Origin of the sequence: Paenibacillus sp. YYML68 (genome assembly GCF_027923405.1) — a bacterium.
Classification (GTDB): domain Bacteria; phylum Bacillota; class Bacilli; order Paenibacillales; family NBRC-103111; genus Paenibacillus_G.
This window is the reverse complement of sequence record NZ_BQYI01000001.1, coordinates 2024270-2038539: the sequence shown is the minus strand read 5'-3', so window position 1 is coordinate 2038539 and position 14270 is coordinate 2024270. Positions and strand designations below refer to the sequence as shown.

The following is a 14270-nucleotide window of genomic DNA, read 5'->3' as shown; positions in this document are numbered from 1 at the left end:
TTTCATTTACGTATCCTTTAACGGAATTTATCTCCAGTATTAATTCGCATAACTACTTCTTCAACCGAAAGAAGTTGCTTGTTATTCTCGGAACGCTCGACGTATTCAACTTTGCCGTGGATCGCATCCTTTCCAACAACGATGCGAATTGGAAGACCGATTAGATCGGAATCGTTGAATTTCACACCAGCGCGCTCGTCCCTGTCGTCGAGCAATACGTCGATGCCAATTTGCCGTAACGCATCGTACAAATCCTCTGCTATTTTCCTCTGCATATCGTCTCTAATGGAAACGGGAATGAGATGAACCCGGTATGGGGCTATTGCAGGGGGCCAGACGATCCCGCGCTCGTCATGATATTGCTCCACAATCGCTGACACGATGCGAGAGACGCCAATGCCGTAACAGCCCATAATTATGGGTTGCTCTTTTCCATTCGCATCTAAATATCGGGCCTTAAGTGCCTCACTGTATTTCGTCCCAAGTTTGAACACATGCCCAACTTCTATCCCCTTCACTAAACGAAGCTTGCCTTCCTCGCAACGGGAGCAGGCTTCGTCCTCCTTGACGTTGCGAAAATCGCCAACATGCTCTACCGAGAAATCCCGTCCTGGAACAACATTCTTAATGTGATACTCACTTTCGTTTGCACCGGTGATGCCCCACTTCATCCGGATAACAACTTTATCGACAAGAAGCGGGATGGATAACCCAATAGGCCCAGCGAACCCTGTCTTAGCGCCTGTTACAGACTCCGTCGTCTCAGTTTCTGAAAGAGTTAATGTTTCGGCACCTAAGGCATTCTTCACTTTAATCTCATTCACTTCGTGATCCCCGCGAACTATGACTGCTACCGGATTTCCATCGGCTAAGTAGATGAGCGTCTTCATGACGTTAACCGGTTTTATTTTTAAGTACTCGGTAAGTTCCTTAATTGTATGCACGCCAGGTGTGTGGATCTTATCGTACTTGGGGATTGTGTTCCCTTCGGTCTCGAAACATTCCTCCCTTGATATCGCCTTCTCTATATTTGCCGAATATCCGCAATGTGTGCAAACTGCGATCGTATCCTCCCCAATGTCAGCTAGCGCCATAAATTCATGTGTACCGCCTTCACCGCCGATCGCTCCTGCATCGGCTTCCACCGCTCTGAACGTTAATCCGCAACGCTCAAAAATACGGTGGTATGCATCGTACATAGCTCTGTAAGAACGATTCAATCCATCCCAAGTGGTATCGAATGAGTAAGCATCTTTCATCAGAAATTCACGTCCACGAAGTAGCCCGGAACGAGGACGGCGTTCGTCACGGAACTTCGTCTGTATTTGATATACCGTTACGGGCAACTGACGATAGGAGTTGATTTCATTCTTCATCAACATAGTTACGACTTCCTCGTGCGTTGGACCCAATGCAAATTCACGATGATGTCGATCAGTTAGGCGGATTAACTCAGGACCATAAACGTCATAACGACCCGACTCCTTCCACAGCTCCGTTGGCTGCAATGCTGGCATGAGAAGTTCATTCGCACCCGCACGCTCCAGCTCGTCGCGCAGAATTCGTTCGACATTTTGAAGGACGCGCAAACCCAACGGCATAAAGATATAAATGCCTGCGGCCAGTTGACGAATAAAGCCCGCTCTTAACAACAGTCGATGGCTTGTGACCTCCGCCTCCGCGGGTGCTTCTCGTAATGTGTTAGCAAATAATTGTGATTGACGCATAATTGATGCCTCCTTTTTTCGCTCAAACAAAAAGGACACACTCGTCAGGGACGAATGTGTCGTGGTACCACTCTTGTTTAATCGCCGATTCATGTCGATCCTCCATCCGAATAACGGTCGGCGCCGGCAACGGTTACTCCAGTTGGCCGCTGCAGCTCACAAGGTGGGGGATGTTAGGTTCGGGGGAGACCTTGCAGCACTAGGGTCCCTCTCTGCGCCACCGAATTCGATAACATGTTCCTTGGTCGATGCTGTTCTGTGATATATTGTTAAATATCATAAACGATGAACAATTCCATGTCAAATCCTCTTATCATTAAGTCCTTATGTAATTGAGTTCTACTGCCCTATCGCTTAATGGGCAGACAACACGAAGACAAGAGTGACAGTCAAAGGTGCTTGCGATTAACAGCGGATTTGTATGCGGAATTAACAAGCAAAATCGAAAATACATGTGCATACGTCAAAAACAAGCAAGGCCCATGGTGATGCAGCCCAGTCGATCATGGCGATAGTCATTTGATCGTCGGTGAAGACGATGCCTCAATAGGAAAATTAAAGGTTAGTGGCAATGATCAGGCTTCGTTGTCCCAATGGCGCGAAAGAGGATCTACGTGCCTTCCTTGTCCAACGGTACGTAGCCCCACTTGTCTAAAATTAGCAACTGGCAAAGCTGGATTTCACTCATGAGCCTCTCTAGCGTACCACTGCGCTTCGCTTCATCAGCCAGACGCATGACCCGTTCGGCCAAGGTGTAAATCTTTACGGCCATGACGAGCTCGAAGGCACGAAAACCGGCAGCAATAGCAAGGTGTATTTGCCAGTGCCTACAGGGCCGTAGAGCACGAGATTGCGGTGACCTTGAATAAATGTGCCTTCGTCAGGTCGCTCCACTGCAGAGACGATGGAAGTTTCACCGTGCCGGTCATAGCCATCCAGCGTCTTTTACACGGGAAACCCCGCACGGCCCATCAGACGGCTGCGCTCTCAACTTTCCATCTCTTTGGCCAGCACACGGTGAAGAAACTCTTCCTGCTTCGGCGTAGCTTCGGTTTCGCAGTGCAACACGCGTGCTGGCTGAGCACTAGCTTTTTGAAGAAGGCCAAGATTTCGCTGAGAAGCGTTGCTCGATCACGGGTTACGCTCATCTTGCCGCACCTCCTGCAGGCTACAGCATCGCGTCTTATTTGCTCAGATCCACATCGCTGTTTTCCTCCGGCTCAAACTTTCCAGCCTTGCGGCCAGCAAGGCGCTATTGGCGAAGGTCAGGCGTCCGAGCTCAGTTGATTGTCTCATCGTCTGCAAGGCCCCCCCTAAGTTCAGCGCGATCGAGACCATCCATCTCTTCGAGTAGTCGTTCGGGAAGGCTTTGCGGATTAGGCTGTTCTTCCAAGCCCCCCGGGCTGTGAAGCAGATGGCTGAGCGTCGACCGGACATCGACACTGTCTGTGCGCTGCTTGCCGAACATGAGGATATGTACGCTAATCGCCCCACCGCTAGGTGCCAGTGGCTCGACGGTGTGAGCCCCCTATGCGGACCACGAGGGTCTGTCAAGAATTTTGTGTAAACTCTTTAATAGAAATCTCCCAGAAGGGAGATTGGCCTCAACGTAGGTGCTGACCGATTCGATCCGGGAAGAATACGGATAGCTGGAGAAGCATTTGGCCCCAGTTCTGCACGCGCCCCGTCCACTTGCGGGTGACGTCCATCGTGACAAGGTACAGCATCTTCAGTAAAGCCTCATCGCTTGGGAAGATGCTTTTGCCTTTGGTAACCTTGCGCAGCTGGCGATGGTAACTCTCGATCATATTCGTCGTGTAGATGAGCTTGCGCAGTTCGGGCGGATACTTAAAGAAAGTGGCCAGCTCATCCCAGTTGCTCCGCCACGAGCGTATGATGAGCGGATACTTGGCGCCCCACGTCTCCTCGAAGCGGTCTAGCTCCAGCAAGGCCATCTCCTCGGTCGCTGCCTTGTAGATCGGCTTTAGATCGGCCGTCACCTTCTTCAGGTCCTTATAGGAGACATAGCGTGTGGAATTGCGGATCTGGTGGATGATGCACTTCAGAATCTCCGTCTCCGGGTAACAGGCAGAGATCGCCTGTGAGAAGCCCGTGAGGTTGTCCACACAGGTGATGAGGATGTCCTGGACGCCGCGGTTCTTGAGGTCGTTAAGGACGCTCAGCCAAAACTTGGCGGACTCGTTCTCGCCGATCCACATGCCCAGCACGTCCTTGTTGCCGTCCAGATCGATACCGATAACCATATAGGCTGCCTTGTTCACAATGGCGCCGTCCTGCTTGACCTTGAAGTGAATGGCGTCCAAAAAGACGACGGCGTACACGCCCTGCAGCGGTCGATTTTGCCACTCCTTAATGAGCGGAATGATCTTGTTTGTGACGTTGGAGATGAAGGTGGGAGAGACCTCCAGACCGTACAGGTTCTGCAGATGGTCCTGGATCTCCCGCGTGCTGACGCCCTTGGCGTACAGAGCGATGATCTGGTCCTCGATGCCGGTGACGTTGGACTGATGCTTCTTGACGACGAGCGGCTCGAATTCGCCCAGGCGATCCCGCGGCACGGCGATCTCCTGCTCGCCGTACTCGCTGGTAACGACTTTCTTGCTTTTGCCGTTGCGGCTGTTCTTCGTCTGCTTATTCTGTACGTCATGCTTGCTGTAGCCCAGATGAGTATCCATTTCGGCTTCCAGCATTTCCTGCAACGTTTACGCAAACAGGTCTTTGAGGGCGTTCTGCGCATCCTGTGCGGTGACCAAGTGGTTTTCCTTGATGAAGCTCCGAAGCTGTTCTTTCGTCCATAATCCCATGTGTGCTCCCCAACCTTTCTGTTACTTTCATTTTAATAGGTTTGAGAGTTTACACAATTTATATTACAGACTCGACCACGAATTCACGCCCTGCACGTTTTTTTCCATTCGTTCTTCAATCCAAAGCAGATCGTCATCATTTAATACACTCGGCAACTAAAAGCATAATAAAACCCGTTTTAATAAGAAGTCCGATTACTATGAAGATATCTTTCTCATCTTCGAACTCTTTTACTTGTAGTTAATTACTCATTTAGTTCTCCATTCTGTGCAGTTTTTCTTTATTAGTTAAAAACCTTTGTACAATTTCCCAGATTTGACTATGGACTTGATCTTTACTTTTTGTGCCGTCAATATTGATCCAATTGTATTCGTTTTCCATCTTTTTAAGAATACTATAGTATTTTTGAATGATAGTTAAATCCTCAGTATCTATTCCTCGCTCATTAATCCTCTGTATAGCTATAATGGGAGGAACATCTATAAAAAAATGCAGATCCGCTAGCGAACAAAGCGAGGTATGTAGCATTTCAATTATATCTACATTACTGCAATCAAACAATTTCGCTTTTGCAATCCGGTCAAAATTTGACCTTGGGACAATCACATTATTGCCTATGCATAGGTTCGGCAAAATATCGGTCAAATAGTCTCTAAGTGCATCGAAAGTCATAACCAATTCAGAATTATCCATACCAATTAAATTTCTAAAATAAACTTGTTGCTTTTTCGCTGTTAAATTTTGAAGAATGTTATACGAAAATATATCATTGTTCTCTGCAAAATATGTGGGATAGTTAGCATTTTTCATTTTCTTAAATAGAAAACCAGCTTGAGTAGACTTACCAGACCCGTCAGTTCCCGAAAAAGCTATGTGAAATCCTTTCTGCATTAGACCACTCCTAAATTTTTCTAACCAATTTTTAAAACCGGCAGGTTAGCCGAAGTATTGAAATTATGAATATGTGAAGCTATTTTATGTTTGACATTTGAGTAAACTTTTTCATCGATGCTTACATTGTATGCTAACATACTAAAACCACTATCTGGCTCTATGCCTATATCATCTAATTTAATCTTCACTTCCATAATCTTGATGTTATCTCTTTCTATTAATACACTTTTGAATTTTTGTGTTCTAGCATCTTTAGAAGACGTTACCGGACAAACCCAGTTTTCAACCATTTTTATATTTGATGTAAACATCGTATATCCATCAAGCTTATCACAATTTATACAAATTTCATGTTTGTAAAATAAATCACTATGTACATCACGATCAATAAAGTCAATCAGTAAATGGGTTTCTTTTCCTTCCGCGAAAAACTGATTATTGAAAGAGAAATAAAAATAAAGATTTTCGTTGTCGTATGCTGTTAAATAATGAAGCGTCGAATTATACTTCTCGATATGTAGTTCTTTATAAGCATTTATATCCATAAGTTGGACTTCGTTAAGCTTTTTCACTTGATGTGGTGTTTTATAAGAGTCATTCTCACCACTGTAAGCAAATGCTTTTCTCATTTTAAATATTTCAATTTGATATCTATTAAAATCATATAGAAATAGTCTATTAATAAAAGTATCCTTCCATTGTAAAAAAACTTTTTTAGTATTGTCCCTTTTATTATTAAACTTATCAATTATTTCTTGATCCAGAAATTGTGGATATATCGAACTGAAAGCTTTAAAGACATAATTCATTTCTGTTAATATATTATACTTAACAGCCAATTCCTTTATTTCATCCCAATCAGGATTGTATTTTTTAATGTAATTATAAATGTCGATATACTCTGCTAAGCTTGGTAAGTTTGCAGTTTCAGCATTGTAATACGCATTCTCACAAATTGCCAAAAAAGTATGTGGTTGATCCAATGTCATAATATCGATATTATCAATAGTGATAACTTGAGTCGCCTCTAAAAAGCAACCTATAAATTCATTTTTTACAGTTTGATGTAAAAACCTTTGTACCTCCAATTCTACAGTTCGTCCATTTTGCATTTTTTTATGATAGCCAAAATATTCGTGATGGCTCCAACTCTTTAATATTGGAAATGGAGTTTCTTCAACTTTCCCGTCTACACTGGCTAGTTGTATGTAGCCATTGCTTCTTAACATATGATCAATGTATTCGATATCACTTTGATTAATCAAAGTATCAACATCTCCGACATGTCTGGTAAAAGAATCGCCATATAAAATATTCGATAAAACAATCCCTTTCAGAAAAATCATTATAATTTTGTCATTACTTGTTTGTTGAGTCAGTTCTTTCATTTCTTGAATTAAAAATTTCACTTTTTCAACATGATCTTGGTAAGTCTTATCATAGAGCTCTCGATACTCAATTGGTATATTTTCTTTTATATAGTGATAAAACATCGGATAAACTCTTTTTTGTCTAGCTAACTCAATCATATATTCCCAATTAATTTCTTGTGTGACTTCGTTTTTTACATTGCTTGAATTTTCAGCCATTTCTCTAGCAAACTGTAATAAAAGAGTATGTTCATTACTTAGTTTCATAAGTTTCCTCCTTGGCTTTCGATATATTATTAGAAATTTTCTTTTCAAATATTCTTAGCTTTTCGTACCATTCATTTCTCTCATTAGTGTTATTTGGCATTATTCTTCTTACCTGCTGTAGCAATTGAAATATTTCTTGAAGCAATTGCGTCTCCACATCCCTATTCTTTAACAACCGTAGAATCCCCCTTCTTTGAAAAGTTATTTACAAACTCTAGCAGATTATTTACTAAAACTTCTTTTGTTTCTCCTAGTCTCCGATCATAAAGAACCTGATATCCCGCATCCTGCAAAAATTGATAAATAAAATCCGCCAACAGTAGATGAACATCGAAAGGAGATACTGATTCCATTTTGGTCATGATTCTGCTCCACTTTAACTGCAATTAATCTTGATATTCCAGTGGCAGATATGCATATACACCGGAAGCTAATTGACTTATTAGTCCACTTTTTAACATAAGCTGATGACTAATTACTTCCGCCTCGGAAGGAACTTCACGCAAAGTATGTACAAACAAATTAGATTGTTTCATCCCCACCTAGAAGTGTCGAAAAATTCATTTTATATAACAAAATTTAATAAAAACTCATCTGAAAAACTGGATTGGTTTGCCACAGATTGTGGAGCAATTCCGTGGCAAATAAATCCCAAATTTTTGTACTCTTGTAATTCTTCAATAAGTACGGTTGTAGCTATTATTTGTCTTATATATCTTAATTGCTTTACCCTCGAAATTACTTCTTCGATTAATTTCTGCATAAATTTCATCTTTAAATTCATTTCTATAACATATAAGCCATATATATATCCCTTATGACGCAAATTTCCTTCCTCATAATTATGAAATCCAATAGTGCCGGCTAATTGACCATCTAGGAAAGCCCCAAGTAAAAAATTATTTTCCTTACTGCGTTCTTTTAATAGTTTTGAATAATCCTCTAACGTTTTTATTTCTTCTTCTTCTAATGTTCGATAAAACGCTTCAGGCTTTATACCTAATGCTTGAAGACGAATGCTTTTATAACTAATCACATCATCCGAAGTTAGTTGTCTAATTAGTATTGCAGATTCAATATTGCTTTCCGTATGCATACAATCCTCTCTTATCTGATAAAATTCTCAATTTTGTCGATGTTAAATTTTATTGCTTGTTGAAGAAACTTAATATCATTGCCAACTGCAATAAATTTAAACCCTTCTTTAGCATAAATCTCAGCTAGCTCCAAACTATAAGCAAAAATTCCAGGTATTTTACCTGCCTCTAACGTAGCTAACAGCACTTTCCTTCTCGCATTATCCATTTTTTCTCCTGTTACCACTCCTGGTTGCCCCAATGAAGATGCCAAATCACCACAACCAATAAAAACTACATCTACACCATCAACAGTAGCAATGTTGTGGGCATTCTCAACACCTTCTTGTGATTCGATTTGTACCATGCATAGGGTTTCCCTGTTCGAAATTCTCAGATATTTCTCAATATTATGAAAATACTTTGACGCCCTAACCGGGTTAATCCCTCGAGTCCCTTTGGGTGGATAAAAACATGCTTCAACAGCTAAAGCTGCCTCTTTTGCATTATTTATTTTAGGTACTAGTACTCCCGAACAACCGATGTCAAGCACGCTTTCAATTATATGTTTTTCCAAATTTGGTACCCTTACAAATGGAGAAACCGTTGAACCGTTCATACTTTGTAGCATTAACATAATATCCTTTTTACTTGCAGTGGAAGCCTCCATGTCCATAACAACCCACTGAAAGTCGCTAAGCGCAAAAATCTCAGAAACAACACTATTACTTGTTAATAGAAAAACTCCGTAAGTAGTCAAACCCATTTCTAATGTCTTTTTTGTAAGATTTGTCATATGCCCTTCTCCTCTTTTCTAGCACTCAAACTCACTATTTCTTCCCATAACGTTTTATTAATTACCAGACTTCCTTTAATTTGGTTTTGCAAGATCCGTTCTGAGGTTCCTTCGCCTGGAAATCTGATTGATTCGAATCCTGGGGCTAATCGTGATGTTTTTAAATATGCTATTAATTCATCAATTTCGTTTATGACCCCTTCACGACTCCTTCCAAATATGTCTGCTCTTAAACCAATAAAGAGACCTCCATTTCCACCAGTCGACACATTTGGTCTTGCAAAGCCAGCACCGGTTAAAATTCCGGCAAGAATTTCCGTTGCTAACCCAAGGGCAAATCCTTTATATCCAAATTCAGCTCCAAACGGCATAATGGTAGTTGCACATGGCTTCTTATAAAGATTAGATGGATCAAGTTCTGGTTCACCATGCTCATTCATTAACCAGCCCTCCGGTACTGCCTTTGATTCCATATGATAACAACGGATCTTCCCTTCTGAAACAATACTTGTAGTCATATCTACCAAAATAGGGTCTGATCCACCTAATGGGAACCCCATTGTGATGGGATTCGTACAAAGCCTCCCATCTAATCCTCCCCATGGCGCTACATTTTGGCCAGCTCCCATATAATTAATGAAGCCTAATCCAATATATCCTTGCTTGACTATTGGAGAAATTATATGTGCTAGTCTTCCAATATGGTTAGAATTAATTAGACTAACGATCGCAACATGGCTATCTTTTAATAACTCAATAATTTCCTCAGCAACTTTTGTTGCCGCTAAGGTTCCAAATCCTCTTTGTCCATTAACAATACTAGAATAATCATGAAGTCGCTGAGATGTCGGAATGATCGTCGGATCAATTTCTTTATTCCTTACTGCATTTATGTAATCGGGTAATCGAATCAGTCCATGTGAAGGGTAACCATCAAACTCACTTCTTAATAGTGAAAGTGAAACTTGTTCTGCTATGTTAGGTGTTGCGCCAAAGGTTTGTAATATTTCCCTTAATACTTGTTGTACGTAATGAATGTCTAGTTTTACATGTTGGGTATTTGCGACCATGTCATCACCCTATGCTCCCTTTTCTGCTTGAAAATTTTCATAAGTGAATATTTCCATAGCTACTTCTTTTATTGTCTTATTCGAGTTATTAATTACTCTACAGTTTGGCAACTCATTACTGTTATCATTTAAATGTAACCAACTCAATCTTTGTTCTGCATCCTGAGGTTTATAATCATTTACGATTCTATTTCTTATTATTTCCATTTCCGCATTTAAAAAATAGAATTTCCAAGTATATACTTCCTCATTGCGGATTTGAGTAATCTGGTCATAAATACCACCGGGTAAAATAACACCGCTAATAATTAAATTTTCTATTCCCCATTGATAATAATTATTAATGCATGATTTCAAATTATTTCCCGCAAGTTTATAAAACTCATCGTTAATTACAAAAGGACTTATACTAGCAAAAGCATCAGTATCAATCCACGCTGAATTGCTTTGATATAAATTTACGAGTTGTCTGCCTGTTTCCGTTTTTCCTACGCCAGGGGCACCTGTAATGACAATAATCTTCAAAAAAGTAAGGCTCCCTTCATCTTAAATTCGACCTGAAATATAAGCTATGTACTTCGTCTTCGAACCTGATAAGACGCAAGTTTTTTCTTCCGATTCATGAACAAATCCAAGGACTTCTCCCATATGATAATTCGCTATCTCTAATACTTTTTCATTAGAGAAATCGAGAGGACAACTAACGACCTTTTTTTCTGCTAGAAACTCAATGACTTCTACTTTATTTTCGGCAAAGACGACTTGACGATTGTAAAACTCTCTCACACTTTTTTGATAAAACGCTCCAATTTCATCTATTAACTCTTCAACTAAGAATGGAAGTTGAGAAAGATCCATTTCCGAAATATTAGCCTCTTCTAATGTATCAGAGCGAATTATTATAACTCTTACTCTTTCATCCGCCTCTCTTTTCCCATAAACTATTACCTGAACAGGGACACCTGAACGTTTATTCAATTTCAATTCTTTAATGAACTCATTTTTCTTCATAAACTTTTTGAAGTTTACTCTAATTGATCTTATCTGCAATTGTTGATATACGTATTGAATCTCTTCAGGACAATCTTCTTCTAATCCAGGTCTAAATAAAATATTTACTTGATCAGGAGCAATATTAGGATGCAAAAATAGATCTCCTGAGGTTCTCATTCCTAGTAACAAATGAGTTAACAAGATTCGCCTTGTAATTGCTCCGGTAATATGTGAAGTGTGAATATATTCATTTCCTTGTTTATATTTAATATCAAATTTCTCCGAGAAAATTTGACCTTGATTATATAAGCAGCATGTCTGAACAGTGTTACCCAATGGTAATGGAACATCACCTCCAATAGTCCAGTGCGCAATATTTTCGTTATTTGTCCAAGGTGGCCTCAAACTCCAAATAGTAGGAACAGAAATAATATTCGATATTTCATCCAGCATCATTTTAAATTGTTCCATTTCCCCAAGAGAATCCTTCAAAGAAGGATAGCAAAGATGAAATTCGAATACATCTCCAGATTCAAGAGATTTAAATATACTTCTACCAGAATGTTTCCCCTTTGAAAAGGGTCGAAAATATGATGCTCTACGATACATCTTGAGCGGTAGATCTTCTTTAGTTCTTATCAAAGTTCTCCAATGAGTATAAATGGTCGCTTCCCCAGTTGGATTTAATATCCCTCTCGGCGAGTGATTAAGAAAATCACCAGACGTTCCCACATATAATAATTTATTTTCCAAATTCATTATTTGGGACTGCTTTTCATAAATCTCTTTTGGAGCAATGACCGGATAATTATATTCTTGTAATGCGTATTTCCTATAGGTATTTTTAACAATCGCAATAAATTGATCTAAGAGTCTAACCCCGTAAGGTAAGATGATCATACTTCCAGGTAAAGTAATCGTCTCATTATCAAGCACATCATTTACTTTTAACGCCTTAGAAAATTTCCCCATGTTAAAGGATTTTTTTTTGCCATCAGCGATAATTAACTCATTACTATTCTCATCTTTCCGGGTCCACTTTACATTATTTACGTGTTCTCGCTCAGGCGGGGGTTCAACTTTGTATTTATGATCAGTTAACCACTCCGGAATGATCATAATTTTCCACTTCCGGTTGCTGCTATCTCAGAGTAACTCTTCCCCAATTCACTAACGCATAGCCTAAATTTCCCTGTAGAAGAGATCGGCATTTCTGACAATAATTCAAATTCAATATTAAATGGAAATCCAGTATGATGATGGATCCTCTCCACAATTTCATTGCGTAACTCTGTTATAATTCCATTTGGTGCATATAAATGAATATTCAGTCGCTCTAGCTCCGATTGAACAACCTGGAACCAATGTATTTGAGGATATCTCATAATCAAATATGAAAAGAAATATGCATCAATATGGGATCCAGTGGGCGAAATAATAAGATCCTGTAATCTACCCGTTACTGAAGTCATACGTGGTAAACCAATACCAGAAGAACAATAACCAGCCAATGGAGCAGCCAAATCACTAGTTTCATAGCGAATTAATGGCATAGACAAATTATTTAGAGTTGTGACTACTACTTTTCCTTTTTCACCATATTTACAAGGGGACCCATCTGGTTTCAAAAACTCAACATACACATTTTCAGATTGAATACACATTCCATCGTGAAGAGGACTTTCATGTGAAATAATATTACTTTCTCTCATTCCATATTTATCATAAATTTCACAGCCAAACACCTTCTTCATACGATCTCTGACAGCAGTTGGCACAGGTTCAGATGTCGCCTGTATTGCTTTTAAGCCTTTAATAGTTACATTTCGTTCTTCGGCACGTTTGGCAATGAGATGCATTGCGTTAGTATAAGTACTTACTAAATACGGGTTAAATGTAATTAATTTATCTAAAAACTTATTTATCAGATCATTACTTAAATTAAACGTATTAAATTCTCTTCTATTTGTCAGAAAGTTATCGATCATATCGAGTACTCGTTTATAAGACCAATAAATCTCTGAGCCCCATAACAATACGAATGGATTGCCTAGTTGCCAATCGTTACACCACTCATAAGTTCTAATCTGATGGGCTCTCATCCATAATCGAAAATTTAAATCTTGTTTAAATTCTGCTCTCACTCCTGTGGATCCACTGCTATAGTTATTTTGAATAGTAGCAAAGTCAGCTTCTGTAGATATCAATTCATTCTGTTTCGATCGCAATAAATCACGTGTTAACAGAGGAATCTGTTGCATATCCTCAAAACAGTTAAAATCATGGGGCGAAATTCCTCTTTCCTGAAATATCTGTTTATAGTACGGCACTGTATTATAAGCATGTTTTAAAATAGTCAATAATTTATCAAATTGCAATGTCTTTATTTCTTCAGGTCTCATGTGCTGGGTTTTTCTTAAAATTTGCAATCTTTTTGCTATATCAGACTTACCCCTTAAATCTTGCAGTTTCCAGTACATGTTTCTTGCTATGTCTTCAGATAATTTCATTAAGAATACCCCTTGATTTTTGATGTACATTCAAATATCGAGTTAAATCTAGATTCATTTTTTCATTAATTCCAGCTTCCAATTTTATTTTAGTAAGATCATAAAGAAAATCCTTTTCCAATGTTCCATTAAACCAAGATGTAAGAATAGCAGAATGACTGAATGATTCAAATTTATTATAAATATCAAAGTTACTATCCCAATCATAGAAGATGATATCGCAATCACATTGAAGATATTTAAAAATTTCATTACACAAATCTTGAGGTAATATTCTATCCAACAAATAAAGATATGATGGTAAATAAATAAGAAATCTTGCAGTTACGATATCAATGATATAGTTTTTGTAACAAAATACTGTATCACTGTAGCTGTATTCGGTTTGCTCCGCTTCCAAAGGCCTTTTATACGGCTTCTTATGAAACATATCTGAATCAATTTTTCCATCAAATATCTTTAAACCTTGCCAAATTGCTTCAATCGAATATGAAAAGCTTTCTTGTCCAGGAACAGGTATTAGTATTTGGGGGTCAAATCGAAAAGGATTAAAGCATTGAAATTGTTGCATTTCACTCGGAGCACAATCAGCTGAATCAATAAAAATTAACTTTGATTGCTCCTTGCTCATTAATTCTAATGCCTTATTCCTGGGCAGACATGTCGCTTTACCTTTACTCGAACAATTCATGCAAGCCCCCCTTTTTAAATAAGCACTATCAAAGTTATTATTTGAGCATT

General features: G+C 39.3%; 12 protein-coding genes and 1 pseudogene. All 13 read right to left on the bottom strand.

The window, feature by feature from the left end:
* Nucleotides 1–17 precede the first annotated feature (17 nt).
* Entirely contained in the window at nucleotides 18–1727 is a 1710-nt protein-coding gene (locus PAE68_RS09320; RefSeq protein ID WP_281886273.1) for a proline--tRNA ligase, read from the bottom strand.
* A gap of 610 nt (nucleotides 1728–2337) precedes the next feature.
* A complete protein-coding gene (locus tag PAE68_RS22815) occupies nucleotides 2338–2532 on the bottom strand; it encodes an ATP-binding protein (RefSeq protein WP_397379433.1) in 195 nt (64 codons plus the stop codon).
* A 799-nt stretch (nucleotides 2533–3331) separates the two neighbouring features.
* A pseudogene (locus PAE68_RS09315) lies at nucleotides 3332–4552 on the bottom strand (IS256 family transposase).
* A 253-nt stretch (nucleotides 4553–4805) separates the two neighbouring features.
* Nucleotides 4806–5444, bottom strand: coding sequence for a dTMP kinase (locus PAE68_RS09310; RefSeq protein ID WP_281886271.1), 639 nt, complete (start codon nucleotides 5442–5444; stop codon nucleotides 4806–4808).
* A gap of 20 nt (nucleotides 5445–5464) precedes the next feature.
* A complete protein-coding gene (locus PAE68_RS09305; RefSeq protein WP_281886269.1) occupies nucleotides 5465–7084 on the bottom strand; it encodes a nucleotidyltransferase family protein in 1620 nt (539 codons plus the stop codon).
* 161 nt (nucleotides 7085–7245) lie between these two features.
* Entirely contained in the window at nucleotides 7246–7446 is a 201-nt protein-coding gene (locus tag PAE68_RS09300; RefSeq protein WP_281886267.1) for a hypothetical protein, read from the bottom strand.
* Between the two features lie 203 nt (nucleotides 7447–7649).
* Nucleotides 7650–8180 carry a GNAT family N-acetyltransferase gene (locus tag PAE68_RS09295; protein WP_281886265.1) on the bottom strand — a complete coding sequence of 177 codons (531 nt, stop codon included), beginning with the start codon at nucleotides 8178–8180 and terminating at the stop codon, nucleotides 7650–7652.
* A gap of 11 nt (nucleotides 8181–8191) precedes the next feature.
* A complete protein-coding gene (locus PAE68_RS09290) occupies nucleotides 8192–8956 on the bottom strand; it encodes an HpcH/HpaI aldolase family protein (RefSeq protein WP_281886263.1) in 765 nt (254 codons plus the stop codon).
* Nucleotides 8953–10026 carry an Ldh family oxidoreductase gene (locus PAE68_RS09285; protein WP_281886261.1) on the bottom strand — a complete coding sequence of 358 codons (1074 nt, stop codon included), beginning with the start codon at nucleotides 10024–10026 and terminating at the stop codon, nucleotides 8953–8955. The genes PAE68_RS09290 and PAE68_RS09285 overlap by 4 nt, the downstream gene beginning before the upstream one ends.
* A 9-nt stretch (nucleotides 10027–10035) precedes the next feature.
* Nucleotides 10036–10551 (bottom strand): DEAD/DEAH box helicase family protein, encoded by a 516-nt coding sequence (locus PAE68_RS09280; protein ID WP_281886259.1) that lies wholly within the window; start codon nucleotides 10549–10551, stop codon nucleotides 10036–10038.
* Nucleotides 10552–10572: 21 nt separating this feature from the next.
* The gene (locus PAE68_RS09275) at nucleotides 10573–12138 is read right to left on the bottom strand and encodes a class-II aminoacyl-tRNA synthetase family protein (RefSeq protein ID WP_281886257.1); all 1566 of its coding nucleotides are present in this window, start codon (nucleotides 12136–12138) and stop codon (nucleotides 10573–10575) included.
* Nucleotides 12135–13529, bottom strand: a complete 1395-nt coding sequence (locus tag PAE68_RS09270) for a phenylacetate--CoA ligase family protein (RefSeq protein ID WP_281886256.1) — start codon at nucleotides 13527–13529, stop codon at nucleotides 12135–12137. Before PAE68_RS09270 ends, PAE68_RS09275 begins: the two co-directional genes overlap by 4 nt.
* Complete coding sequence (locus PAE68_RS09265) at nucleotides 13516–14220, bottom strand: DUF6939 family protein (RefSeq protein ID WP_281886254.1); 705 nt, start codon at nucleotides 14218–14220, stop codon at nucleotides 13516–13518. The genes PAE68_RS09270 and PAE68_RS09265 overlap by 14 nt, the downstream gene beginning before the upstream one ends.
* Nucleotides 14221–14270: the final 50 nt, after the last annotated feature.